Origin of the sequence: Bartonella sp. MR110HLJHH, from assembly GCF_042194225.1 — a bacterium.
GTDB classification, from domain to species: Bacteria; Pseudomonadota; Alphaproteobacteria; order Rhizobiales; family Rhizobiaceae; genus Bartonella; species Bartonella grahamii.
The window spans coordinates 16,352-38,897 of the sequence record NZ_JBHIMQ010000009.1 but is presented as its reverse complement, the minus strand read 5'-3'; the positions used below and the strand labels follow the sequence as shown (position 1 = coordinate 38,897).

30 protein-coding genes and 3 pseudogenes are annotated in these 22,546 nt (G+C 39.2%); 25 read left to right on the top strand and 8 right to left on the bottom strand.

Going from position 1 to position 22,546, the window contains the following annotated elements; all coding sequences use genetic code 11:
* Positions 1 to 36: 36 nt before the first annotated feature.
* Together ACFIKB_RS06460 and ACFIKB_RS06455 are read right to left on the bottom strand one after the other, a co-directional pair.
* A complete protein-coding gene (locus ACFIKB_RS06460) occupies positions 37 to 411 on the bottom strand; it encodes a hypothetical protein (RefSeq protein WP_375653082.1) in 375 nt (124 codons plus the stop codon).
* Positions 412 to 581: 170 nt separating this feature from the next.
* The gene (locus ACFIKB_RS06455) at positions 582 to 1,184 is read right to left on the bottom strand and encodes a S24 family peptidase (protein ID WP_375653081.1); all 603 of its coding nucleotides are present in this window, start codon (positions 1,182 to 1,184) and stop codon (positions 582 to 584) included.
* Between the two features lie 100 nt (positions 1,185 to 1,284).
* Here ACFIKB_RS06455 and ACFIKB_RS06450 point away from each other — a divergent pair, with 100 nt between their 5' ends.
* Both ACFIKB_RS06450 and ACFIKB_RS06445 read left to right on the top strand, forming a co-directional pair.
* Complete coding sequence (locus ACFIKB_RS06450) at positions 1,285 to 1,530, top strand: helix-turn-helix transcriptional regulator (RefSeq protein ID WP_375653080.1); 246 nt, start codon at positions 1,285 to 1,287, stop codon at positions 1,528 to 1,530.
* Positions 1,531 to 1,629: 99 nt separating this feature from the next.
* A complete protein-coding gene (locus ACFIKB_RS06445) occupies positions 1,630 to 1,995 on the top strand; it encodes a hypothetical protein (protein ID WP_375653078.1) in 366 nt (121 codons plus the stop codon).
* Positions 1,996 to 2,073: 78 nt separating this feature from the next.
* Here ACFIKB_RS06445 and ACFIKB_RS06440 read toward each other — a convergent pair whose 3' ends face one another.
* On the bottom strand, positions 2,074 to 2,859 hold the full coding sequence (locus ACFIKB_RS06440; protein WP_375653077.1) for a hypothetical protein: 786 nt from the start codon (positions 2,857 to 2,859) through the stop codon (positions 2,074 to 2,076).
* A gap of 128 nt (positions 2,860 to 2,987) precedes the next feature.
* Here ACFIKB_RS06440 and ACFIKB_RS06435 point away from each other — a divergent pair, with 128 nt between their 5' ends.
* The 9 genes and pseudogenes from ACFIKB_RS06435 (at position 2,988) to ACFIKB_RS06395 (ending at position 8,432) form a co-directional block, all read left to right on the top strand.
* Positions 2,988 to 3,470 carry a crossover junction endodeoxyribonuclease RuvC gene (locus ACFIKB_RS06435; protein ID WP_375653076.1) on the top strand — a complete coding sequence of 161 codons (483 nt, stop codon included), beginning with the start codon at positions 2,988 to 2,990 and terminating at the stop codon, positions 3,468 to 3,470.
* The gene (locus ACFIKB_RS06430) at positions 3,460 to 3,804 is read left to right on the top strand and encodes a DUF1376 domain-containing protein (RefSeq protein WP_375653075.1); all 345 of its coding nucleotides are present in this window, start codon (positions 3,460 to 3,462) and stop codon (positions 3,802 to 3,804) included. Before ACFIKB_RS06435 ends, ACFIKB_RS06430 begins: the two co-directional genes overlap by 11 nt.
* Positions 3,794 to 4,636, top strand: a pseudogene (locus ACFIKB_RS09730) (hypothetical protein); the annotation flags it as partial. The gene ACFIKB_RS06430 and the pseudogene ACFIKB_RS09730, both read left to right, overlap by 11 nt.
* A gap of 103 nt (positions 4,637 to 4,739) precedes the next feature.
* On the top strand, positions 4,740 to 5,267 hold the full coding sequence (locus ACFIKB_RS06420; RefSeq protein WP_375653072.1) for a hypothetical protein: 528 nt from the start codon (positions 4,740 to 4,742) through the stop codon (positions 5,265 to 5,267).
* A 177-nt stretch (positions 5,268 to 5,444) separates the two neighbouring features.
* On the top strand, positions 5,445 to 5,792 hold the full coding sequence (locus ACFIKB_RS06415) for a hypothetical protein (protein ID WP_375613835.1): 348 nt from the start codon (positions 5,445 to 5,447) through the stop codon (positions 5,790 to 5,792).
* Positions 5,779 to 6,305 (top strand): annotated as a pseudogene (locus ACFIKB_RS06410) (hypothetical protein). The gene ACFIKB_RS06415 and the pseudogene ACFIKB_RS06410 overlap by 14 nt, the downstream one beginning before the upstream one ends.
* Positions 6,306 to 6,890: 585 nt before the next feature.
* A complete protein-coding gene (locus tag ACFIKB_RS06405) occupies positions 6,891 to 7,310 on the top strand; it encodes a hypothetical protein (protein WP_330167790.1) in 420 nt (139 codons plus the stop codon).
* Between the two features lie 27 nt (positions 7,311 to 7,337).
* Positions 7,338 to 7,427 (top strand): annotated as a pseudogene (locus ACFIKB_RS06400) (integrase dna protein); the annotation flags it as partial.
* A gap of 459 nt (positions 7,428 to 7,886) precedes the next feature.
* Positions 7,887 to 8,432 carry an antA/AntB antirepressor family protein gene (locus ACFIKB_RS06395; RefSeq protein WP_375653071.1) on the top strand — a complete coding sequence of 182 codons (546 nt, stop codon included), beginning with the start codon at positions 7,887 to 7,889 and terminating at the stop codon, positions 8,430 to 8,432.
* Positions 8,433 to 8,479: 47 nt separating this feature from the next.
* On the opposite strand, the gene ACFIKB_RS06390 is transcribed toward ACFIKB_RS06395, so the two are convergent.
* Both ACFIKB_RS06390 and ACFIKB_RS06385 read right to left on the bottom strand, forming a co-directional pair.
* Positions 8,480 to 8,908, bottom strand: coding sequence for a type II toxin-antitoxin system HicB family antitoxin (locus ACFIKB_RS06390; RefSeq protein WP_375645119.1), 429 nt, complete (start codon positions 8,906 to 8,908; stop codon positions 8,480 to 8,482).
* A gap of 67 nt (positions 8,909 to 8,975) precedes the next feature.
* Entirely contained in the window at positions 8,976 to 9,167 is a 192-nt protein-coding gene (locus tag ACFIKB_RS06385) for a hypothetical protein (protein WP_004859817.1), read from the bottom strand.
* Between the two features lie 301 nt (positions 9,168 to 9,468).
* Between ACFIKB_RS06385 and ssb the strand changes: the two genes are divergently transcribed.
* Together ssb and ACFIKB_RS06375 are read left to right on the top strand one after the other, a co-directional pair.
* Positions 9,469 to 9,924 carry a single-stranded DNA-binding protein gene (gene ssb / locus ACFIKB_RS06380; RefSeq protein WP_375653069.1) on the top strand — a complete coding sequence of 152 codons (456 nt, stop codon included), beginning with the start codon at positions 9,469 to 9,471 and terminating at the stop codon, positions 9,922 to 9,924.
* 12 nt (positions 9,925 to 9,936) lie between these two features.
* A complete protein-coding gene (locus ACFIKB_RS06375) occupies positions 9,937 to 10,479 on the top strand; it encodes a hypothetical protein (RefSeq protein WP_375645151.1) in 543 nt (180 codons plus the stop codon).
* A 3-nt stretch (positions 10,480 to 10,482) separates the two neighbouring features.
* Here the strand turns inward: ACFIKB_RS06375 and ACFIKB_RS06370 are convergent, their stop codons facing one another.
* Both ACFIKB_RS06370 and ACFIKB_RS06365 read right to left on the bottom strand, forming a co-directional pair.
* Entirely contained in the window at positions 10,483 to 10,905 is a 423-nt protein-coding gene (locus ACFIKB_RS06370) for a type II toxin-antitoxin system HicB family antitoxin (RefSeq protein ID WP_375645150.1), read from the bottom strand.
* Between the two features lie 20 nt (positions 10,906 to 10,925).
* Positions 10,926 to 11,108 carry a type II toxin-antitoxin system HicA family toxin gene (locus tag ACFIKB_RS06365; protein WP_006589116.1) on the bottom strand — a complete coding sequence of 61 codons (183 nt, stop codon included), beginning with the start codon at positions 11,106 to 11,108 and terminating at the stop codon, positions 10,926 to 10,928.
* A 345-nt stretch (positions 11,109 to 11,453) separates the two neighbouring features.
* Between ACFIKB_RS06365 and ACFIKB_RS06360 the strand changes: the two genes are divergently transcribed.
* The 4 genes from ACFIKB_RS06360 (at position 11,454) to ACFIKB_RS06345 (ending at position 14,263) form a co-directional block, all read left to right on the top strand.
* Positions 11,454 to 11,774 carry a hypothetical protein gene (locus ACFIKB_RS06360; RefSeq protein WP_375645210.1) on the top strand — a complete coding sequence of 107 codons (321 nt, stop codon included), beginning with the start codon at positions 11,454 to 11,456 and terminating at the stop codon, positions 11,772 to 11,774.
* Positions 11,775 to 11,777: 3 nt separating this feature from the next.
* Positions 11,778 to 12,362, top strand: a complete 585-nt coding sequence (locus ACFIKB_RS06355; protein WP_375653068.1) for a hypothetical protein — start codon at positions 11,778 to 11,780, stop codon at positions 12,360 to 12,362.
* Positions 12,363 to 12,680: 318 nt separating this feature from the next.
* Positions 12,681 to 13,172 (top strand): Rha family transcriptional regulator, encoded by a 492-nt coding sequence (locus tag ACFIKB_RS06350; protein WP_375645079.1) that lies wholly within the window; start codon positions 12,681 to 12,683, stop codon positions 13,170 to 13,172.
* Between the two features lie 560 nt (positions 13,173 to 13,732).
* The gene (locus tag ACFIKB_RS06345) at positions 13,733 to 14,263 is read left to right on the top strand and encodes an antA/AntB antirepressor family protein (RefSeq protein ID WP_375629830.1); all 531 of its coding nucleotides are present in this window, start codon (positions 13,733 to 13,735) and stop codon (positions 14,261 to 14,263) included.
* 62 nt (positions 14,264 to 14,325) lie between these two features.
* On the opposite strand, the gene ACFIKB_RS06340 is transcribed toward ACFIKB_RS06345, so the two are convergent.
* Complete coding sequence (locus tag ACFIKB_RS06340) at positions 14,326 to 15,372, bottom strand: Fic family protein (protein ID WP_375610735.1); 1,047 nt, start codon at positions 15,370 to 15,372, stop codon at positions 14,326 to 14,328.
* A gap of 94 nt (positions 15,373 to 15,466) precedes the next feature.
* On the opposite strand from ACFIKB_RS06340, the gene ACFIKB_RS06335 reads away from it, so the two are divergent.
* The 8 genes from ACFIKB_RS06335 to ACFIKB_RS06300 are packed head-to-tail and all read left to right on the top strand — an operon-like array spanning position 15,467 to position 22,545.
* Positions 15,467 to 16,048 carry a hypothetical protein gene (locus ACFIKB_RS06335; RefSeq protein WP_375653067.1) on the top strand — a complete coding sequence of 194 codons (582 nt, stop codon included), beginning with the start codon at positions 15,467 to 15,469 and terminating at the stop codon, positions 16,046 to 16,048.
* Entirely contained in the window at positions 16,041 to 17,969 is a 1,929-nt protein-coding gene (locus ACFIKB_RS06330) for a phage terminase large subunit family protein (protein WP_375653066.1), read from the top strand. Before ACFIKB_RS06335 ends, ACFIKB_RS06330 begins: the two co-directional genes overlap by 8 nt.
* A gap of 3 nt (positions 17,970 to 17,972) precedes the next feature.
* A complete protein-coding gene (locus ACFIKB_RS06325; RefSeq protein WP_375653064.1) occupies positions 17,973 to 18,221 on the top strand; it encodes a phage head-tail joining protein in 249 nt (82 codons plus the stop codon).
* Positions 18,221 to 19,765, top strand: coding sequence for a phage portal protein (locus tag ACFIKB_RS06320; protein ID WP_375653063.1), 1,545 nt, complete (start codon positions 18,221 to 18,223; stop codon positions 19,763 to 19,765). Before ACFIKB_RS06325 ends, ACFIKB_RS06320 begins: the two co-directional genes overlap by 1 nt.
* Positions 19,755 to 20,828 (top strand): S49 family peptidase, encoded by a 1,074-nt coding sequence (locus tag ACFIKB_RS06315; RefSeq protein WP_375653062.1) that lies wholly within the window; start codon positions 19,755 to 19,757, stop codon positions 20,826 to 20,828. Before ACFIKB_RS06320 ends, ACFIKB_RS06315 begins: the two co-directional genes overlap by 11 nt.
* Complete coding sequence (locus tag ACFIKB_RS06310; protein WP_375653104.1) at positions 20,711 to 21,091, top strand: hypothetical protein; 381 nt, start codon at positions 20,711 to 20,713, stop codon at positions 21,089 to 21,091. The genes ACFIKB_RS06315 and ACFIKB_RS06310 overlap by 118 nt, the downstream gene beginning before the upstream one ends.
* The gene (locus ACFIKB_RS06305; RefSeq protein ID WP_375647668.1) at positions 21,088 to 21,456 is read left to right on the top strand and encodes a head decoration protein; all 369 of its coding nucleotides are present in this window, start codon (positions 21,088 to 21,090) and stop codon (positions 21,454 to 21,456) included. The genes ACFIKB_RS06310 and ACFIKB_RS06305 overlap by 4 nt, the downstream gene beginning before the upstream one ends.
* A 12-nt stretch (positions 21,457 to 21,468) precedes the next feature.
* Positions 21,469 to 22,545: a major capsid protein gene (locus tag ACFIKB_RS06300; protein ID WP_375653060.1), complete on the top strand. Its 1,077-nt coding sequence runs from the start codon at positions 21,469 to 21,471 to the stop codon at positions 22,543 to 22,545.
* Position 22,546: the final 1 nt, after the last annotated feature.

The following is a 22,546-nucleotide window of genomic DNA, read 5'->3' as shown; positions in this document are numbered from 1 at the left end:
AATGAAAGAGGGCGCTTTTAAATGCGCCCTTAGAATTTAAAGCACATCACAAGGACGCAAACGGTGTTGTTGTTCGTAAGTACCGTACATTGCATCATTATATTTTTCTTTTGCTAAATCAGATAAAAGATCGTGGTAAGCATCACTTTCACGTACAAAGTAATGAACCTTACTATCCTCATGGAGATGTTCGATATTTGCTTCTACATATGCGTCTGCAATCTCTTCAGAGATATCTTGGCAACTCTTCTCAGAGGGATTTATACGAAAGATTTGGATTGCATCATCTACCTCATCAACAATGCTTAGAATTTGGCTTGCATCAAGTGGTCCAGACTCTGCAATGTGTTGATCTTTATCGTAGGCAACTAATAAAATTTCATCAGAATTTATAAGAATTGGCTTATCCATAATTTTTCCTCCCTAACGCCTCTTAGCGATTGTTTGTGCGTGGTTTGTATAATTACTTATACGCAAATGTATAAATATAAGCAAGAAAAAAATCACATATATTTCATTTTTTTTGCATTTTCACTTAAATACCATCTTCAAAATAAGAGAATTCAAGGTTGACTTGTGAATTATTTCGTAAGCAAGCGATAAGCTTTACGTGGCAGTATTGAAATTATTTCCCCAATCCATTTTATCTTAACATTTTTAATGGGATCTGCATTCCATGATTTGAGTACAATGCCTTCTGAAGAGCGAGTAATTTGTTTGATGAATCGCCTATTATCTTCTGTCAGAACAATGACTTCATCACCGTAATAATCGCTCACTGGCTTTGTTTGCAGATGTTTAACTACGATTAAATCACCATCTTTATACACAGGATACATAGAATTTCCACGAACCACGAAACCTATTGCTTCAAAAGGCAAATCAAATGGTATTTCAATTGTTTCAAGCCCATCTTCTGGGATTTGCTCAACATCGGTGTCAATCTCTAATCCTGCTCCTACATATCCCATAACAGGAACAAGTGTAGTAATTTGATTATAACCCTTTAAGCTTTTATAAAGTTCTAAAATTGCGTCTCTGTGTGAACCTCTAGGATCTGATTCATTTCCTAACCATCTTGATACGGATGCTTGGGTTACATTTAGTCTATCGGCAAGATCTTTTTGACTGAGACCAAATTCAGATTGCAATACTTGCAATGTAGCAATGATATTTTTTGTCATAATTAGTTACTTATGATTTTTAAATTAAAAAAAATCTATTGTTTTTTTTAATTTATGTTATACAATTGCGTATATGGTTAAAATAAAGGACTTAACTCAAATGGACACAGAGGAAAAATTCAAGATTAAATCTATCCGAAAGTGTTTATCGCTAACACAAAAGGAATTAGCAGACATTTTAGGCGTTAAGCAAGCCTCTGTTTGTCGTTGGGAACAAGGAAAAGGTCTATCTTTAAAGAATTATCTAAAGCTGCAAGAACTGAAAGGATGTTCTGGCTCTAGTTCTGCTTTTATTGCTGCCCCTATAGATAATAACAAACATCAACAGCACCCTTCACACTCTTAAAGAAGAAAGATCATGAGAAACGGGATATTGAAGAAGATCTACACCCAGTTTTGTAGATTAATAGGTTGTAATACGAAAATCGAGAATGGAGATAAGTTTGTGAAAGAATTTATACAAATACCGGATCGTGATTGTAGCGTAGAAGATCTTGTGAAACGACACGAAACTCACACAACAATTCTTAAAAAACGAGAAGAATGGCATAAGTCACAATTTGATAATTGGATGAGATGGCATGAAGCAACTCTTGCAGAGCGAGATAAGTCAATTGAACAACAGCAAGTAGTACTTGAAAACCTATCCTCTTTAATTAAGCAAAAAAATGAAACGCTATACAGCCAAAGGCTAAAGTTAGCTTCACAGATGAAAGTTATTGATGAATTAAATAATAAAATCAATTATTTAATCAACAAAAAAGAAAAACCCAGATTGACGGATTTTGTTTTTGCAGGAAAAGTTTTTTAATTCTGGTGTCATTAATCCCAAAAATGAGGGTCGTTAATTAAAAGCGGATCTTTGGGATTAACTTCATAATAGGTCTGTTTAATAGCAATAAATGTGTTTGTAAGGTGTTTCTAACGCCCAGAAATAATCAGTGATTAATTCATCTGGATTTTCGGGTGAAGTGTATTCAAGAATACAATTCACAATGTTGTGAGCATTGTATTCAGATTCGCTTATGCTTAATAGGAAGTAAAGAACAATGCACTCACTAGCAGTTATACGAAATAAATCTAAAGTAAACGATAATGTAGCATTCGATTTGACCTCTTTGGGATCTAAAGAAATGCGTTTGGGTGTTGTTCTCTTAATGACGACAGGATCTTTTTCTTTTGATAGATCAGACCGCCACTTATCAGACTTCCCCTCATCAAATCGACAAGCATTTTCAAGAAATTCAAAGGAGCAGTGTTCCGTTATTTGTATGTTTTTTATTAAAATATCTTTTTTTGTTAGATTTCTAACCTTCAATATGAGCTCAGCATGTAAGAGACCACTTTTTTGATCTATTATATCGGTGCACGCTTCCCACTCTAGGTATCTCCTTGAAGAGCGTAACAAAATTCTAATATGTTTTTCTGACCATTTGGCAAGATCTTTTATCGATTTCGCTTGCTCTTTAAGGGCTATCGTCTGTTCCTGGCTTTCTGCAAATTGCTTGCTTATCCATTCTTTATCTTCTTCTCGTTTTTTTGCAGCTTTTTCTAAATCATCTTTGCGGATTTTGGTTGCTTCTTTACGGTCTTTATTTCTTAAAATAAGCGCTACAGAAAGCGACACAGCAAATGACACAAAACCTGTAAGAAATATCTTTATCCATTCTTGCATCTTTCCCCTCCCCACTTTTTTAGAATCGCTGGGAGGCTACTTTTTCATAAACATTTTTTCAAGACAAGCAATCACAACACGCTCTGTCATAGCGCACATATAAATACGTAGAGCCTTAAGGGGGGATTATGATCACTAACGCACAAACCATTTTATGTCTTGATCTAGGGACCAAGACAGGCTGGGCGATATGCGGTGCGGATGGTTTTATAACAAGCGATACAGAAGATTTTCAATCACGCCGTTTTGAAGGCGGTGGCATGCGTTATTTACGCTTTAAACGGTGGCTTACTGAACTAAAGAGATCTGTTGATGAAATTGACGCGGTGTATTTTGAAGAGGTGCGCCGGCATGTGGGTACAGACGCTTCTCATATTTACGGAGGCTTTCTAGCAACCTTAACAGCGTGGTGTGAACATCATCAGATACCATATGAAGGCATTCCTGTTGGCACAATTAAGAAGGCAACAACAGGAAAAGGCAACGCCTCAAAAGAAGAAATGATTAAGGCGGTATGTGCAAAAGGACATGTGCCTAAAGACGACAACGAAGCAGATGCTTTAGCAATTTTATATTTAATGAAAGAAGGGGAAACCACTAATGTCAAATAAAAACCAATGGATAAAAATTAATGTAGAAAAATGGCTTCTTGATCTCGCTGATTTACCTCCTACTGAAGGCAATATTTACATAAGGTTGCGATTAAAAATGTTACACACTGGGAAGCCTCTTACAAACAATTTACGAGCCTTGTCCTCATTAGCTCGCTGTTCAATTGACGAGCTTGATGATGCGCTAGATCTCTTAGCTGAAACTGGACACATCTTTCTTTTTGACGACAACCACATCTGGAGTCCAGATGTTGAAGAAGAGCTGAAGAACAACAATCAACAATCAGAAATCGCATGGCATAAGCACAGGGAGGACAAAGAGAATGTCCAGTAAAATACCATGGACGAGACTGTTTGCCGATAAATGGGCGGTGGTCGTCGATTATTTACCTCCTGTAGAAGGTAATATCTATATGAGATTGCGATTTCGCATGCTTCGTACTGGTGAACCTCTTTTTTGTAACATTAAAGTTTTGTCTCATTACACTGGTTATTCAGTAAAGAAATTTGAGACAGCTTTGAATGTTTTGCTAGAAGAAGGATATATTATTCGTTTAGCAGATGGTCGTTTATGGAATCTCGATGTTGAAGAAGAATTAAAAAATTGCAATGAGAATTTAAATAAACTTTCAGAAAAAGCTATAAAAGCTGCGAATACTAAGAGAAAAAAACATAAAGATGACTCATCAAAAGACCATGATGAAACACATTAACATAAACAATAACATATAATAAACAATAACATATATAATAAAAAAACTAATACTATCGTATTAGCAAAAAAAGAAATTGGTTCTGAAAGTTTAGAAACAAACGAACAGGTTCATGAGCCAACAGAGGTTGCTGCTGTTGAGACCACATCAGAGCAAATTACAACATCATCAGACAACCAACCTTCCATTCACGAGCAAGAGAACGTTCCCAAAAAAGCAAAACGAGCGAAAGCTAATCGCGGTTGTCGATTGCCAGATGATTTCAAACCTAATTTGCAATACGCAATCGATAAAGGCTTAACCCATGATGAGGCGCTGTTAGAAGTCGAACGGTTCAGAAATTTTTGGCTGGCAAAATCCGGAGCAAATGCAAACAAAACAGATTGGCCGGCAACATGGCGAAACTGGATTATACATCCAGAGTACGGAGCGCTATCCAAGAAACAAACACAAACACTTAGAGGTTATCATGGAAAATTCACTCAGAAAACTTTCACAGAACAGCTTGCAGAAGGCTTCAACGAACTCAGAGATCATCTCTCATCTGGAGAAGATTATGGAAATGATCAGTCCGGGGTATCCATTGACGCTGAAAGCTGGGAATACATTGACGAAACAGGAGGAAGCGCAAACCTTAGATGCTTGCAATCGTCTACAAGCGTTGCTCTCTGTGAAAGCTTCAGTTAAGCAAATTGAGCAAGCTTCTTTCCTACTCTCAAGCATGAGAGTCCCTGCGAACACAGATTCCAAAGCTGTTGTCCTATCCTATAGCATGATGCTGGAACGGATTTCAGCATATGCTCTGAAAAAGGGCGTCGAAGATATCGTAACTGGTCAAGCAATTGGGATATCAAAAACATTTATGCCAACTTGTGGAGAGCTTTTAACTTATTGCCAGACACTAGAAAATACCCTTCTTTCAAAAGCCGAAAGTGTACGTAGAGCAATTGAAAACACACGTGAGAAAGCACTCAAAGAAAAAACAACTAAAGAGCATTTTCGACCACTAACGCTTGTTCACAAGCAAGAGCTTGAAGAAACTTTAAATGGTCTTGGGGGAGCAGTGAAAAACATTGCAAGTTAGCAAAATAGTGAAAAGTGCTGATCATTTTGGGATTGGATATGTATTTAAATCGACAAAAAGGCACCTTACAAAGCGATTTAAAGATTTTACGATGAAAACCATATCTATAATATAAAACGCTCTGTACAGTCAAATTTTAGGTAAATAGACCAATTGGTAAAATTATGGACTAAAAACATGAAAATATTAAAAGACCTGTTCTTAAAAAAGCGTAAACAACCAATGCAAAAAGAGTTTATTGCAACAGCTGTTGGTTATGTTCCTTGGGGGGATGGAGCAGAGGAGTATTTTTACAACCTCTACGAATATGAAGACGGCACAAGAGAGTGTGAAAAGTTTGATGGCGGACAGTATTATACCACACCAGAAAATGCGGATTTTAGTACCAAAGCGCAAGTGAAAGCATGGGTTTACGGTGGTGGTATTCCGAAAAGCATTCTCAATTACGAACCTCTTATAGATGAGATCAATAAAGAGATCAAAAAATTATCGAAAACCGCAGGAAATAAATATGTTTACAGATAAGCAGCTAAGAGCCTTGTTTGGTATTATAATTTTTATATTTTTATGTTTTTTAGGAATTAAAAAAAATCCCTACTTTATTCAAAGTATTTTGATATTCAAAGTATTTTGATATTTGCATCTTTTGGTTTGATAATAATAACAAATATTTTTGTAATTTTATGCAATTCTCATATTCCTTCTGAATTGCAGAGCAACCCAAAATACAAATGCGGAAATACAACAGGTTGGGTGAAACTAACACGTGATTTACAACAGTATATGCATAGACTTTTAAAGCTAATAAGTTTAGCGCTTGTCGTTTTAATTTTCCCAAGTAGTTATAAAGAAACGGTCTCTTTACCTATTATTTCTAAGTACGTGGAGCATAAGCTTTCTTTTTCAACTGTACTTTGGTACTCAGATATTGCTCTTTGGTATTCCTTTTTAGTTTGTGTATTTTTCCTTATGTTACATACACGCAGTTTAATAAATATATCTATTTACACACTACAGTGCTCAGTTAAAAAGCCATAGTAAAATTTCCGATTTTATAAAACTGTTCAGATTACGTTGTCTCTTCTCAACGTTCATAGATGAAATCAACAAGAGCATAAAAAACTATCGGAAGCCGCTTGACATTATTTCTGTAATGTATATCTTCGGTATTAGGTGCCTCAAAAACACCTTAAACGAACAGCGGATAGATTGCCGACACAATTTTTCTTCCGCACATTAAAGGCTTTGACTCATTGTATGTTACACGCATATAATGGCATTGTCGGGTGTAGTTGCGCTATACAATACCCTTTATGGGGAAAGCGTAACGACGGACTGTTCGCCGTGTTTTTGAGCACCCGGCATTTTTATAGAAAATGTCAATGAAAAACGTCTAACAACAAAGAGCTCACCATGAACAATTTAGTAACAATCGACAGTGCTGGTATTGCTGTCCACAATCTCTTTGAAAATTGCAGAGGTTGGATTTGAAATCTCACCTTTTTGAAAAAAAAGGGGTCTATTTGCTGGGAGTTCAGTGACAAATTTGAAATTGGAGATAAGAATAATCAACAGGCTTTAAAGCCTTCTCATAGTCAATAAATCTATTAAAAAAGGGGAAAAATGAAACAAACTTTAAAATTATTAAGCTGCATAGCTTTATTAAATATGGCTGGATGTCACTCAAAGCCTCCTTCAACATACTTTGTTATATGGGAAAAGCCAGGTGTAAATTTTACTGAGGTAGGAAAAGCACTGTTAGAGTGTGGTGCGCTATCTCCTTATAGTAGCGATAGAGACAATAGCAAATTAGGCTTTCATGAATGGTCGATGATTCATGCTTGTATGATCCAATCAGGATTTCATTATAAAATTAAAGATGGGAAATGGTGTGAAAATTGTAAAGATGATAGGATTCCGGTATATTCTCTTAATGGTTCTGTCAGGACTCAAAGAAGTGTCGAGAGACGCTTAAACAGCTCATTTTGTAAAAACAACGGTATAATAAAACTCTTAAATATCAACACTCCGTTTTGCCATTGATCATCAACAATCAAAATGCTGTATGGGGTAGCAATAGCTTATATGCGGACAGATTTTTTAGAACAACGACATGCTCTCATGCAACAGTGGGCTGCATTTATAATAGGAGCCGTTTGACATTATTTCTGCGATGTGGATTTTCGAATCAGGTGCCTAACAAACACCATGAATCGATAGCGGATAGATTGCCGAGACAATCTTTTCTCCGCACACTAAAGACTTTGACTCGTTGTATGCGTTTAGCATATAAGGGCTTTGTCGGGTGTAGCTATGCCATACAATACCCGTTTGGGAAAAGCATAGCGACGGACTATCGACCGTGTTTGTTAACACCTAGTCCCTTTTAGGACGTCCGTACTTTTAGGGTTTTTCAAAAAATAATAGCTTGATTGGCAGGCTTAAAACACCTGTAACCAATCGGTTCAACAGTATCCCGAAAGATCTGTTGCTCTTCATTTTATTATTCCAGGGTCTTCACGTGTATGTCCAAGGGTAACCTAAAGATGTGAAGGACTGAATTGGTTCGGTTGTTTTAGCCCTGGATACTTAAACTTTTAAAACAAAGGAACCAATATTATGAACACACTCATTAAAATATCAGAAAAAATTATTGAACAAGAAATTGTGCAAACGGTCAATGCGCGTGAGTTACACGCATTCATGGAAATAGGAAAACGTTTCGCTACTTGGATTACAGATCGTATTAATCAATATACATTTGAAGAAGGTAAAGATTTCATAAAAACACAAGATTTGCGGTTCCCAAAATTGGGAAGCGCAAAATCTAGAGCTGTTACAGCAATAGAATATCATCTCACTCTAGACATGGCGAAAGAGCTCTCAATGGTGGAACGCAATGAGAAAGGACGTCAAGCACGCCGTTACTTTATTGAGTGTGAAAAGAAACTAAAAAGCCAATCTGTTGATTATGATAATGATACACGCTTTGATGATTTTAACTATCTTCGCCAATATGTTTTGACAAATTATCCTAAAATCATGGGGATCATCTTTAGTCGTCTTTTGAAAATAGATGAAATCGAAAAAGAGCTTGATCATTACAAATCAGTTACAAAAGAAGCTAAGCGTGTTCTAGCAAGATCTGTAGTAAAAGCTGCTTAGACTTAAAACAGAACTCCCTTCCCCATCTTTACAAGGTGGGGAGGAAGTTAAGCCGCATTTTTGATTGTAATAATGACTTGCTTGCCAAGAACGCTCAGTGTTTGCTCTAGTGTTTGAAGCTTAGTTGGATAATTGGGATCAAGAATGCGTCTTGCTTCTGTTTCTTTTTTACCCAAACGATTAGCCAATTCTGTTTTTGTGATATTCGCTTCATTAAAGGCTTCTACTACTGCAAGCTTAAGAGCATTCCAAGCATCTACCGTGACCTTCACAAGACCTTTATATTGCTGTGGTACTGGTAAAGGTAAACCGCGCATAGGATAGCTCCGTAATGCTAACCCTAAAGCTTCAACAGCATTCTCTAATGCCTCTGCTCTATTTTCTCCAGCTGTTATTGCTTCTGGTACATCTGGAAAGGTTACAATAAAACCACCATCTGGATCAGATTCCAGTTTTGCTTGATAAGTATATTCCATGTTTAGGTCTCCTCGCCATAATCGAAATACTTTTGAAACGAAAACTTAAAGCTGTTGAGAGAATAACTCATACCCCCAACTGCTTTTTTATTATTTTCACGTAAAGTGGGGTCAATTCACCAGATTTTATAACGGTTGTCTTGTCTCCAAAAGTTACCAAATAATGTGACCCTTTACCTGCATCAGGAGCTTCACTGTAATGAATGCCTCTTTTTCTGGCTTCTTTACGTAACTCTCTAAGCAGTGCTTCTCGTTTCATTTAGCCTCCCCTTTCTGCATAAAATGAATATCGCACAAAAAGGTTCGATAGTCAACAATAAATCGAACAAAAAAGTTTGATACAGACTCTTAATGAAAGGATATTTATTGAAAAGTTAAAAGCAGAAATAAGAAAGCCGTGCCATTTGTGTGACATGTTTTTTTTGATGAATAATTTGTCAAATAATATTATAATGTAATACATTAAAAAACTGTTATTAATAAACTGAAATAATTGAATAAATACGCAAATTATGTTAAGATTTTTATGTATAAATTGCAAATCTAATGGGGCTACAAATATGCCAAATAAAGTGACGTTAATCGGGCGCCTTGGTGCTAATCCCGAAAGCAAAACAATGAATTCTGGAGCAGAAATAGTCAATTTTAGTATAGCGACTTCTGAGAGCTATACAGATAAAAAAACCAATCAAAAAGTAGAGAAAACAGAATGGCATTCCGTGGTGATTTTTAATCCACATTTGGCAAAAATTGCACTTCAATATCTAAACAAAGGTTCAAAGGTTTACATAGAAGGAAAGTTACAGACACGCAAATGGCAAGATAAAAATGGGCATGACCGTTACACAACAGAGATTGTCTTACCACAATTCAAAGGCGAGTTGTATTTGCTTGATGCCAAAAAAGAGCAATCGGCATCCCCTACCCCTTCACCTATTACTTCTCAAAATTATGCTATCGCTTCAGGGGCTGCTGATCATAGTGCACTCATTAATAATGATAGCATACCGTTCTGATTGAAAAAAAATATGACAAAAAGAAAAAAACGTGCAAAACGTGGTCGTCCTCGGATTAAAGGATGTATCAGAGAACCAAATGGACGCATCTCACGAGCAAAAACACCGCATGAACCCATGGATAAATTGGCAATTGAAATGCGTGCCAAACGCTTCTGTTTGACCATAGAAGAGGCTAAAAATCCACTTTCCAGTACCTATATTGGGCGGCTTTATTTGCAAGGCGAAATCAATCAAGACCAATATGATGCTGCGCAAAAATATCTTGAAGTGAAAAACAATTACCTATGTGCAAAAGGATTGCCTAATGCAATTTATGATGAAATGCCTACAACTTCTGATAACGGAGCAAGAGAGAAATGGGTACAGATAGCAACAGAACATCTTTTAGCTGTAAAAGATGTTGTTCAAGAAGCTCAATGTTTACACCGTCAATATAACCTTCATGCCGCATTACAGTATCTTGTCATAGAAGATCAATCACTACCACATCTTGTGCTTTCATTGCGCATTGCTCTTAATGCGCTTTATAAACATTTTACGCAAAACCGGTAGTTTTCAAGCGGCGTCTTGGATATTAATGGCAACCTCTTTTCCAAGAGCACTGAGAGTGGATTCTAAGGCATCTAATTTGGTTGCGTGGTTTAAATCCAACAATCGGTCAATTTGTATTGGATGAAGTTTTAAAAGACGTACGAGATCAGCTTTGCGTAAGTTTTTTTCAACCATAGCGTTATGTATTGCAATTTTTAAAGTCACCAATGAAGATACTTCAACAAAAGGATAGGCAATATCACGATGTCCAAAGGGAATAGGTTCACGATCTTGAAAACGCCCCATAATGACTGTTAAAAGTGCATTTTTAGCCTGTTCCAAAGCCTCTTTTTCATCGTTACCATAGGTAATAAATTCCTGAAAGTCTTTAGAGACGACTAGAAGAGTATCATTGTCATCTTTGATAAATTTGATTGCATATTTCATTTACACCTCCATATTCAGGCTTATTTTAGGTCAAGATCTTTAAGAATTTTCTGGACTAATCCTGTTCCTAATTCTTTTCGCGTACCATGCATAGGTAAAACGGACTTTTTAGAACCACGCTTTACAAGCAAATGCCCTCCCTTCCCTGAAGTAAAACTGCAACCATGCTTTATAAGATATCTTTTCAATTCTTGACTATTCATTATAATAATATAACATCTAAAATGTTTCAATACAACATAAATGTTGTGTTAAAGGAAGATAAAGGACATCTTTTAAAACACCATATTTAGGTAAAAAAATAAAAAAAATACAAGATCATGATTTTTTTATTGACATAGTGTAAAAAATCATATTTAATGACGCCACTGCACTAGTCGTATTGTGTCTAAAATTCAAAAATATCCTCAAAAATTCAGTAAAATATGAACTTGAAACGTGGCTAGAAAGCCCTGTTTTCTTGATAATTCTGGCTAATCAATTTTTCACAGAATAAAAATCAATATTTGACTAATGATGTCATTAATTATGACTCAAAAGGAGCAATGATGAAAGCTGTCATCACTAAGCCAATGTGTGTTGTTGGAGACAATAAAAGCACTGTTCGCTTTGAACCATCAACACCCAATAATCCATTTGTTGAAGTTTCCAATCAAGTCTACGCACGTCTAAAGCGCGCTAATGCTGTAAAACCTTTTATTGGAGTCAAGACAACAGCAAAAACAGACAAGGCAGTTGAACAAATTAAGCAGATAAAACGAGAAGCCGTACAAACATCGTCTGAACCAGTGACAAAGGAAATTCCACTCGAACAGCCAAAAGCATCTAAAGCTTCTAAGTCATCAACACCTACCCCCAAAAAGGCTTAGAAGTTGAAGTTAATCATCCACCAAAAATGGTATCTTCAACAGGTGAAGGATACCTTCACCAGTCTTCAAGCACCACGCCTTAATTGGGCTTTGCGTAATGCTGTAAATACCTCTGCAAAACAAGTCGAACGCTTTGCAGAAAAACAAATTGCCGATGTTACATCTGCCCAATCAAAGCGTGTCAAAAAAGGCGTTTATATTAAAGGAAAGGCTACTGCAAAGCTTCTCGAGACAGATATCTTTGGTTCTGGAACACCGATACCTCTTAAATTTTTTCAAGCAAGAGAAACAAAACGCGGCGTAACTTACACAATGTTTGGAAAAAAAGAAATCTTACCCCATGCTTTTATCAAAGGTGGGAGTTTTCCAAAGCGTGTTGAATTAAAAAAGCTGAATGGGAATGTGTTTCAAAGAGCAGATGGAGATCAATTCCCTATTGCAAAACAAGAAGGACCCTCAATTGCTGGGGTGATGTCCAAGCCAGAAATTGCAAGTGCTATCGTAAAAAAAGCCAATAAAAGATTAATTGCCAACATACAGTACCAACTTGCTCGTCAAGAATATGCCGCCAATAAGAAAGCTAAATAATGCTCTTAAGCTATGTTTATGTGCTATACAATAGGATTTTCTTTCTTGACAAGATTCACAGAAAACATATATCGTTAAATTAGGTGCCTAGAAAACACCTTGATAGATAGCGGATGAATTGCCGAAACAGTTTATTTTCCGCACATTAAGGCTTTGACTCATTCTATGCTCGTCGCATATAATGGTCTCGTCGGGTGTAGTTACGCTATACAATACCCTTTTGGGAAAAGCATAACGACGGACTATCTACCGTGTTTTCTAGCACCCGATACCCCTTGGGGTATGAATAGAAGACATCTAAATAGATAGGAGTTCGTTATGAACAATTTAGTAAACTCCCAAACCACTTTAACAATGTCTAGCCGTGAAATTGCGGAATTATGTGATAAAAGGCATGACAATATTGTAAGAGATATTCGACAAATATGCACTGACCTCAAAATTGAGGTGAGTAAATTTCAAGGAAATTATAAGGATTCTACAGGACGCAAATTAGTCTGCTACAACCTACCTAAGCGTGAATGTCTTATATTAGTTTCAGGGTACAGTACAGTGCTGCGTGCTAAGATCATTGACCGCTGGATAGAACTCGAGAGTCAGGAGCAGACCAATTATGATTGTGATACACGCTTTGATTTGCCAAGCTATTGGGAAGGTATGAACGCTGGTGAAAAAGTTTTGTATCTTCTAGGTCCTATTCATATGCGTCTTCTTGATGCCTTCAGAGTGGATGAAGAGAACAGAAAATACAAAGCTCTCATTAAAGAAGCAAAACAGGTCTTAGAAAAATCTGTTACGAAAGCTGCTTAAATTTAAAATACAATCTCATCTTCCCTGCTTTCAGAGTGGGGAGGATATTAATTAAAGAAAATTGCCAATTATGCCTCTCCTATTTCCAAAAAAATATAATAAAATCAATATAAAAGGTACTTCCCAGCGGGTTGGGTCTGTTGCGGGGCGGACGAGCGCGAACTATCGCTAGCGACAGAATTTTCAAATTGACTGTACATTGTACACATAACACATTGATAAATAACAATTTCAATATGTACACTGTACAGTACGCGATTATTTTTAGATAAAAATTATTTTTATTCTTGACATTGTTGCGTTAATATATATTTTCAAATTAGGTGCCTAAGAAACACCTTAAACCAATAGCGGATGGATTGCCGAAACAATCTATCTTCTGAGCATTAAAGATTTTGACTCATTATATGCTGTAGCGTATAAAGATCTTGTCGGGTGTGGTTACGCTATACAATACTCTTTATGGGGAAAGCGTAACGACGGACTATTGGCCGTGTTTCTTAGCGCCCGGCATTCTTCTGGAATGTCAATAAGAAACCTCTAACCAATAGGAGTTCATCATGAACACTCTCATAGAAATTAAAGAACAAATGATTGGACAAGAAACTGTTCAAACTGTTAACGCACGTGAATTATATATGTTCTTAGAAGTCAACTCTAAATTTGCAGATTGGATTGTACGCCGTATTAAAGAATATGGATTTTTGGAAAATCAAGATTATGGTTTTACGTTTCTCAAAAATGAGAAACGTAAAAATGTTATAAGTAAAGAATACCATCTCACTTTAGACATGGCGAAAGAGCTTTCCATGGTTGAACGCAATGAGAAAGGACGACAGGCTCGTCGTTACTTTATTGAGTGTGAAAAGAAACTAAAAAGCCAATCTGTTGATTATTGTGATGATATACGTTTTGCTTTCCCAAAAGATTGGGATAAAATGTCTCCAACTAAAAAGGCTGTTTACATTTATGGACCTCTCCATATGCATCTTGTCAAAGCCTTTACATTGGTAGAAGAAAGCAAACATTATAAAGCTTTAATCAAAGAAGCAAAACAAGTCTTAGAAAGATCTGTCGTGAAAGCTGCTTAGCTTAAGACACATCTCCCCTCCCCGTTCTCAACAATGGGGAGGTGGTTAAGAAGGCAATAAAATTAAGGTGCACTATACCAAGTTGATCGTCCACCACCATGACGTATCAAAAGACCTTTTTCAACTAATGATGTAAAAGTTACTTTAAGTGTATTAGGGCTTGCACCAACCTCACGTACCATATCGCGGGTTGTAACACGTCCGTGATTACGCACATAATCAAGAATATTAAGAGCCAATTCAGATAAGGAAAAAAGAGCATTTTTTTCACTCTCTATTTTTATTTCTAATTGGCGTTTTTGTTTTTGTAGAGCACGTAAAAAAAAGAGTATCCAAGGCTCCCAATTGGGTGTTTTAGTATAAATTGTTTTTTGAGTTTGATTTAAAGCTAAGTAATAGCTTTCTTTATTATTCTCAATAATGCTTTCAAGTGATGAATATGGTACATAAACATAACCTTTTTGTAACAAAAGAAGGGTGGTTAAGATACGGCTTAAACGTCCATTTCCATCTTGAAAAGGATGAATAGCTAAAAATGTTACATTAAAAATACCAATCGTAAGTAAAGGATGAAGATCCTTTAATTCATTGGTTTTATTGAACCAAGTAATAAGCTCTTGCATTCGGTATGGTGTATCAAATGGTGTAGCTGTTTCAAAAACAATGCCAACCATTTTCCCTTGAGAATTAAATGCTGCTACATCATTGCGTAAAGTCTTATATTCACCTCGATGTCGTTGATCTTTCTCACTATTACACAAAAGATCACGATGAAGTTGTTTAATATGATTTTCAGTAATAGAAATATCACTCCAAGATTGAAAGATTGTTTCCATAACCTTGGCATAACCGATAACTTCTTGTTCATCACGACTCTTGAAACGTTTAATTTCTAAGTTTACCAAAAGCTGTTCGATTTCGCGGTCTGTTAACTTACTCCCTTCAATGCGTGTGGAAGATCCAATACTTTCAACAGTAGCAATATGACGAAGAGCGTTCAATCGCTCAGGTGCAAGAGTACCAAGGGCGCGCCATGCCCCTTTGAACTCATCAATTTCAGCAATGAGAGCCAACAATTCTTGTGTAATTTGGAGTGTATCTGTTTTCATACCGGAATATATACCGGATTATACCCGATTGTCAATCATTCGTAACACCGTAAACTCTTACTTCTTATGGCAGAGAAAAAGGCAAGGAGCAACTATGAATAAGAAAACGCGTAAGGGTCTATCGGTTCGTGCGTTTGCAAAAAAGATGGGTGTTTCACATAATGCGGTGGTTTCTCGGATAAAGACAGGTAAATTTGATGCAGCTCTTTTTGAAGATGGTTCTGTCAATGAAGCGCTTGCAACAGCTATCTGGAATGAGAATCCAACAAAGCGCCCTGCTTCACTTTTAGCGCCTGATGGACAACCGCGAACAAAGATCAAACAAGCCTCCACAGATGGAGCCAATGAATACAAGATAAAACTGGAGCGGATGCAAGTTGCCCTTGAAAGCGAAAAGATTGCCCTTGAACGACTACGCGAAACCACTGTTGATCGAGAAGAAATGAAAAAGGCAGCGCGTGAGTTTGGAAGAGCGCACCGTGATGCTATGTTGAATTTTCCTCATCGTTTTGGTGCAAGCATTGCTGCACAAGTTGGATGTGATGCGGCCAGCCTTATTGGTGCTATTGATTATTATATGAGAACCGCTTTGCTTGAGGCGGTTAATATTCCAGTGCCTTTTCATGATCCTCATTCTCCAGAGTTAGAGCACTTGCAAGAAACGAATAATGGATGAAAATGCAGTCGAAGAATTTTTCGCCAATGCCAATGACGCACGACAACCAGACCCACCGTACACGGTTTCGCAATGGGCGGACAAGAATAGGTATCTTAGCACCGTAGCAAGTGCTGAGCCTGGGCTTTGGAGAACAAAGCGTACCCCTTATTTGCGTGAAATCATGGATAACCTTTCCTCTTACGTGCCAATTGAAACAACCATTGTCATGAAAGGGGCGCAGATTGGCATGTCAGAAGCAGGATTGAACTTTTGCGGTTATGCCATTCATTATAGTCCGGGACCTGCCCTTTATGTGATGCCAACGGTTGAGACAGCGAAGAAATTATCAAAAACCCGTCTTGACCCAATGATTATGGCAAGCCCTGCTTTAAGCGAACGCATTGCCCCAGCGCGGGCACGCGACAGCGGTAATACAATGTTTTCGAAAGAGTTTGATGGTGGTGCATTGATGCTTACAGGAGCAAACAGTGCAGCTGGTTTGCGTTCCATGCCTATTCGTTATCTGATTTTGGATGAGGTGGATGCCTATCCTCTCAGTGTGGATAACGAAGGTGATCCGGTGATGATTGCTGAAAAGCGAACCTCAACCTTTGTGCAGAGAAAGATTTTTAAATTGTCCACACCAACACACCGTGACACAAGCCGTATCGCCAAGGATTTTGTGCTAGGAGACCAGCGATATTACAATGTCCCTTGTGATGCATGTGGTGTTCTACAGCCCATTGTTTGGTCACAAATTAAGTGGCCAAAAGGCGCCCCCGAAAAAGCTGTGTTTGTTTGTGCACATTGTGGTCATGAACATGCTGAGCACAGAAAAACAGATCTCATGAGTGAAGAAAGAGGTGCGTGCTGGGTGCCAACCAGTGAATCAAGCAGACCGAATTTGCGTTCTTACCATATTTCGGCACTCTATTCACCTTGGCTTACTTGGGGGGAATGCGCAAGAGAGTTTTTAGATGCCAAGGATGATCCGGCACTTTTGCAGCCTTTTGTCAACACAGTGCTTGGAGAGCCATGGGAAGACAGAACAGGCGAAGTTGTTGACCCTGATAGCCTCTATGCAAAACGCGAAGATTATCCATTGGCACCAGAACAAGCCGTGTTGTTAACAGCGGGTATTGATGTGCAAAATGACCGCTTAGAACTTGAAGTGGTGGGATGGGGACGCAGTGAAGAAAGCTGGCATATTGATTATCACGTCATTCCTGGTGATCCCTCTTCTTTTGAAGTATGGGACCAATTGGATGAATATCTTACAAGACGCTGGCCGCATCTAGGCTATAAAGATGGCATCAAGATAACGGCTGCTTGTATTGATACCGGTGGTGGACACACACAAGCGGTTTATAATTACGTGCGCCCGCGTGAGGGACGCCGTATCTGGGGGATTAAGGGGCAAGCGGGATGGCGTGCGGTATGGCCGCGCCGTCCAAGTAGAAACAACAAAGGACAGATCAATCTCTATATTGTTGGTGTTGATGCAGCAAAAGATATTATCACGGCACGGTTTAAAAAATCCGGTCCTGAAGCATCGGGTGCTGGTGCAACACACTTTCACAAAAACCTTGATCGGGAATATTTTGACCAGCTAACCGCTGAAAGAAAAGTCATCAAATATTTTAAAGGCTTCAAGCGCATTGAATGGCAAAAAAGCGAAAAGGCAAGAAATGAAGCCTTGGACTGTAGGGTCTATGCTTATGCTGCTTTACAAGGTCTGATTTCGGCAGGAATAAACCTTAATCGAGAAGTCGATATCTTAGAAGAGCGTCTGGAAAAACTTAAAATTGAAGGCTCTTTAGAGCAGCCAACACCAAGACATGCCCCTTCTCCTGCTCCAAGAAGATCTCAGACAGCACAGCCTCAAAGGAAACAATCCAGAACGGTGATGAATCCTTATATGCAAGGGGATTGGAGGTAATTTGTGGGTGAAACTTTAGAACCAATTAACAGCAAAATTTCGAGACTGGAAAGTTTAAAAAGGCGGCGTGAACAAATTGAAGAGGCTCTTTATTCGGGTGCGCAATCGGTACGCCATGGCGATAAGCAAGTCAGCAACCGCTCTGTTGAGGAACTGCGCAGAGCGCTTGAGATGCTGAACACACAAATAGCGGACCTTGAAGGAAGCAAGCGTTCACGCGTTTTCTATTTTAATATATCACGAGGCTATTAATGGCTGGCTTTATCAATAAACTCACGGGCTTTTTTACAATTTCTCGTCAACACAATCCCCATTTTGAAGCGGCAAGCAAAAGCCGCCGTATGGGTGGTTTTGACCCCGCAAAAAAACATATCAATAAAGCCATTGAGGAATGCGGTGATACCATTGTTGCCCGTTCAAGATGGCTTTATGACAATGAAGCTCTTTATGGTTCCGCAACGGAGGAATGGGTCTCTGCGGCTGTCAGTGATGGGATTAAACCTTATCCTCGTATTGAAGGTTTTCAAGAAGAAAAGAAAAAGCTTTTAGACTTATGGTGGCAATGGGTTGATGAAGCCGATTATGATGAAGATACCAGCTTTTATGGGCTGCAAGCAACCATTGCACGAGAGGTCTTTTTAACCGGAGAGTGCTTTGTAAGATTGCATTATGTTGATCTCTACGGGCGCTCTGGTGTGCCTCTTCAATTGCAAGTTTATCCCACCGAAATGTTGGACCTTTCCTACAATAGACCTGCTGAGATTGAAGGCAATTACATTCGTATGGGGATTGAATTTAATGCCAGTGGTAAGCGCGTTGCTTATCATTTCTGGGAACATCACCCCTATGATGATGTCCCTGCAAATATGGCATTTGAGAGCCAAGAGCGCGTGCGCGTCCCCGCTGAAATGGTCATTCATATCAAAGAGCGCCGTATTGCCGGACAATTGCGCGGTTCTCCCAAAATAACGCGCTCTATGACAAAGATCTTTCAACTCGAATCCTATGACGACGCAGAACTCGATAGAAAAAGGACGGCGGCTCTTTTCGCGGCGTTTGTCAAGGACAGTTCCCCAAACGTCGAAAAATTATCCGATAATCGTGATAAAAACAACGTTGAAGAAGAATACAAAGCACCTGTCATTGCGCCCGGTGCATCTCTTTATTTAGGAGAGAATAAAGAGGTTACATTCTCAAATCCTGTTGAGGTTGGTGGCTCTTATGAGGCTTTTCAATTTCGCAATATCTTGAAAATTTGTGCAGCACTTAATATGCCTTATGCCGTTGTGACTGGAGACGTTACGCGGGGGAATTTTTCAAATGTACGCACCTCCATCATTCAGTTTAGACGGCACGTCAAACAATGGCGTGAACATATCATTGCCTTTCAGTTTAACCGCATTGTTTGGGAGCGTTTTGTTGAAATGGCAGTGCTTTCTGGATGCGTCAATTTGCCAGGGTGGGAAGAAAATTCCTTGCCATGGCTTCAATGTGAAAGCTTTGCGCCCCCGCTTGAAATGATTGATCCAAACAAGGATATCTCAGCGGAAAAAGAAGAAATCCGTGCAGGCTTGAAAACACGACGCATGGCACTTGCCGAGCGCGGCTTTGATATCGACAGCATTCATGCCGAAATGCAAGAAGAGCACACAGACGCTCGTGCGCGCGGCTTATCTTTTGACACGGATATGGCAGCGCCCTCTGGTAGCAATCAAGTAATTGATACAGCAGATTCAGAACCTTCTGAAACTTATGAAAGTAACCAAGGCAGTGAGGCACATACAAATGGTGAATAATCTCGACATGCCGTTTTTGGCATCACGGCTTTTTGGTGTTCCTCATATGCTTGCATCGACAAAGCTTGATATCATTTTGAATGCTCTTGCGCCGCGTCTTTTTGAGGGAGAAAAGTTTTCCCCTAGGGCATTTGGACAAGGGGATACAGAAGCTTTAAGACCACCTGAAACTTATGTGGTACAAAATAATGTTGCTATCCTACCAGTTCATGGCACGCTTGTGCGCCGTGGTGCATGGCTTGGGGCTTTATCGGGGCTAACCTCTTATGAAGGTTTAAGGGCTTCTTTTCGTGAAGCCATTGCACAACCTGATGTTCGCGCTGTTTTACTTGATATTGACAGCGGCGGTGGAGAAGCCGGCGGTGTGTTTGATTTAGTTGAAGAGTTTCAAACACTCTCAAAACAATACGACAAGCCCATTTGGGCGCATGCCAATGAGTTTGCGTGTTCAGCGGCTTATGCCATTGCTTGTGCTGCTTCTCAAATATGGGTAGCTCGTACAGGGGTTGTGGGCTCGATTGGGGTTGTTTGCGCCCATCTTGACCAATCCCGTGCAGATGAAAAACACGGGCATAAATGGACCTTTGTCTTTGAAGGTGATCACAAAGTTCATGGCAATCCTCATGAACCCTTGAGCGATACAGCACAGATAAAAATGCAAGCCGATTGCGCCCTGCTCTACGAGATGTTTGTCGATTTGGTGGCGCAAAACAGACGCTTAAATGCTGATGCAATTCGTGACACAAAAGCAGAAACTTTTATAGGCAACCAAGCGATCACGCTTGGATTAGCAGATGCGCAAGGCACCCTTGCGCAAGCGTTGGAAGCCTTAACGGATTCCATATCACAAAACCCAACATCAACAGAAAAAGAAGGACAAAACACATGGCACGCACACAATACCGCGCTGAAGAAGAGGATGACGATGAAAAGATCGTCGACATCATCAATGACGAGGAAGAGGACGAAGACGATAGTGAGGTCGACAAAAACGCCGAAATCTTTGACGACGAAGAAAACGAAGATGAAGATGAAGACAATGAGGACAAGCAGGAAAACATAAAAGCTGCTCTTGAAAAAGAAAGAAAGCGCGCAAAAGCACTAACAACCCTTGAAAGGCAAGCAAAGCACTTAGGCGTTTCTTTTGACGCAGCAAAAGCTATTCAAAACGGTATGAGTCTCGAGAAAGCACGCCAGTGTGTGTTGACGGCTGCTAGCTCTCAAAGCGCGTCTTTAAAAGTCTCGCCTTATGCCCCTCATAGTGATGGGACGAGCAAGGCAAAGATTCACGCAAAATGGGAAGCAGCTTGGAGGGCAGTGAAATGACGAATATTATTTATGACGACGTACGCAATGGCGCTTATCTTGGACCCTACGACCCTGACATGTCAAACGAAGAAGTGGTGTTTGCATCAGGAGCATTCATTGAAGCGGGAACTGTCATGGGAAAGATAACCGCAACGGGACACTATGCCCCCCTTAATCCAGCAGCATCAGATGGCAGTCAAACACCGGCAGGGATTTCTTTTGCCACTATTGACGCAACAGGCGCAGATCAACGCGCCGTGATTACAGCACGCTTATGCACTGTAAAAGCTTCTGAACTGCTATGGCCAGATGCCATCACGGATGAGCAAAAGAAAGCAGCCATTCAGTCTTTAGAAGACAAGAACAACATTCTATTGCGATAGGAGAATGCACACATGGATATGAATTTTTTTAAACATGATGCTTTCTCAAGCATCACAATGATGAAAGCCATTGAAAACTATGAGTTTCAACCTGGTCTTGTAAGCTCTCTTAATCTTTTTGAGGAAGTTGAAACCAGTACCACAGTGGTTGGGATTGAACGGCGTGATAATACATTTTCCCTTATTCAAACCAGTGAACGTGGCGCACCTTTGGCAGAAGGTGATAGAGAGGGTCGTAATCTTCGGTTTTTCAAAACAACACGGATTGCCAAAAGTGATACCGTAAAATCAGAAGAAATCCAGAACCGTCGTGAATTTGGCACAGAAGATCAGTTAGAGACAGCAATGAAATATATTGCCAGAAAACAAAAGAAACTGATTTCTGAAATCGAATTGACATGGGAAAATATGCAACTTGGCGCCGTTCAAGGTGTTGTCCTTGATGCTGATGGCTCGGTGATTGTAGATTGGTACAAGGAATGGGAAATCACACCACCAAAGCCCATTGACTTTAAACTAAATGTTGAGACAACCAATGTTGCTGACAATGTTGATCGAGTCATTATGAGGATGATTGAGGCTTCAAAAGGAGCATTTTCTGATCGTTCACGCATTATTGGGCTTTGTGGAAATGAATTCTTTTCCAAGTTGAAAAACCATAAAACAATTCGTGAGACCTATTTAAACACAGCCTTAGCACAGACACTTAATAGCGCCGGAGGTGTTGCAACACCAAGCGCTCTTGGCTCGGGCAGCTTTGGCAGTTTTGACTTTGCAGGTGTCACTTTCATTAATTACCGAAGTATTCACAACTATAATGTGAGTGTGAAGGCTGGAACAAAGCGCGCCATAGGAATTAAGCCTGATGAATGTCAATTCTTCCCTGTTGATGCGCCTGGTGTCTTCCAAAAAACCTTTGCACCAGGGGAAAGCTTGGATTTTGCCAACACCGTTGGAAAACCTCTCTACACGATGCTTATAGTCGACCACGACCGTAATGCATGGGTAAAACCAGAGGTCTACAGCTATCCGCTTTACATTTGCACACGCCCAGAAATGCTGTTTAAAGCCGTGATTGGAGTGAAATAAC

Coding starts and splice junctions, on each gene's coding strand:
- ACFIKB_RS06460 (WP_375653082.1), bottom strand. CDS start 411: ATGGATAAGCCAATTCTTATAAATTCTGATGAAATTTTATTAGTTGCC.
- ACFIKB_RS06455 (WP_375653081.1), bottom strand. CDS start 1,184: ATGACAAAAAATATCATTGCTACATTGCAAGTATTGCAATCTGAATTT.
- ACFIKB_RS06450 (WP_375653080.1), top strand. CDS start 1,285: ATGGACACAGAGGAAAAATTCAAGATTAAATCTATCCGAAAGTGTTTA.
- ACFIKB_RS06440 (WP_375653077.1), bottom strand. CDS start 2,859: ATGCAAGAATGGATAAAGATATTTCTTACAGGTTTTGTGTCATTTGCT.
- ACFIKB_RS06435 (WP_375653076.1), top strand. CDS start 2,988: ATGATCACTAACGCACAAACCATTTTATGTCTTGATCTAGGGACCAAG.
- ACFIKB_RS06430 (WP_375653075.1), top strand. CDS start 3,460: ATGTCAAATAAAAACCAATGGATAAAAATTAATGTAGAAAAATGGCTT.
- ACFIKB_RS06420 (WP_375653072.1), top strand. CDS start 4,740: ATGGAAATGATCAGTCCGGGGTATCCATTGACGCTGAAAGCTGGGAAT.
- ACFIKB_RS06415 (WP_375613835.1), top strand. CDS start 5,445: ATGAAAATATTAAAAGACCTGTTCTTAAAAAAGCGTAAACAACCAATG.
- ACFIKB_RS06405 (WP_330167790.1), top strand. CDS start 6,891: ATGAAACAAACTTTAAAATTATTAAGCTGCATAGCTTTATTAAATATG.
- ACFIKB_RS06395 (WP_375653071.1), top strand. CDS start 7,887: ATGAACACACTCATTAAAATATCAGAAAAAATTATTGAACAAGAAATT.
- ACFIKB_RS06390 (WP_375645119.1), bottom strand. CDS start 8,908: ATGGAATATACTTATCAAGCAAAACTGGAATCTGATCCAGATGGTGGT.
- ACFIKB_RS06385 (WP_004859817.1), bottom strand. CDS start 9,167: ATGAAACGAGAAGCACTGCTTAGAGAGTTACGTAAAGAAGCCAGAAAA.
- ssb (WP_375653069.1), top strand. CDS start 9,469: ATGCCAAATAAAGTGACGTTAATCGGGCGCCTTGGTGCTAATCCCGAA.
- ACFIKB_RS06375 (WP_375645151.1), top strand. CDS start 9,937: ATGACAAAAAGAAAAAAACGTGCAAAACGTGGTCGTCCTCGGATTAAA.
- ACFIKB_RS06370 (WP_375645150.1), bottom strand. CDS start 10,905: ATGAAATATGCAATCAAATTTATCAAAGATGACAATGATACTCTTCTA.
- ACFIKB_RS06365 (WP_006589116.1), bottom strand. CDS start 11,108: ATGAATAGTCAAGAATTGAAAAGATATCTTATAAAGCATGGTTGCAGT.
- ACFIKB_RS06360 (WP_375645210.1), top strand. CDS start 11,454: ATGAAAGCTGTCATCACTAAGCCAATGTGTGTTGTTGGAGACAATAAA.
- ACFIKB_RS06350 (WP_375645079.1), top strand. CDS start 12,681: ATGAACAATTTAGTAAACTCCCAAACCACTTTAACAATGTCTAGCCGT.
- ACFIKB_RS06345 (WP_375629830.1), top strand. CDS start 13,733: ATGAACACTCTCATAGAAATTAAAGAACAAATGATTGGACAAGAAACT.
- ACFIKB_RS06340 (WP_375610735.1), bottom strand. CDS start 15,372: ATGAAAACAGATACACTCCAAATTACACAAGAATTGTTGGCTCTCATT.
- ACFIKB_RS06335 (WP_375653067.1), top strand. CDS start 15,467: ATGAATAAGAAAACGCGTAAGGGTCTATCGGTTCGTGCGTTTGCAAAA.
- ACFIKB_RS06330 (WP_375653066.1), top strand. CDS start 16,041: ATGGATGAAAATGCAGTCGAAGAATTTTTCGCCAATGCCAATGACGCA.
- ACFIKB_RS06320 (WP_375653063.1), top strand. CDS start 18,221: ATGGCTGGCTTTATCAATAAACTCACGGGCTTTTTTACAATTTCTCGT.
- ACFIKB_RS06315 (WP_375653062.1), top strand. CDS start 19,755: ATGGTGAATAATCTCGACATGCCGTTTTTGGCATCACGGCTTTTTGGT.
- ACFIKB_RS06305 (WP_375647668.1), top strand. CDS start 21,088: ATGACGAATATTATTTATGACGACGTACGCAATGGCGCTTATCTTGGA.
- ACFIKB_RS06300 (WP_375653060.1), top strand. CDS start 21,469: ATGGATATGAATTTTTTTAAACATGATGCTTTCTCAAGCATCACAATG.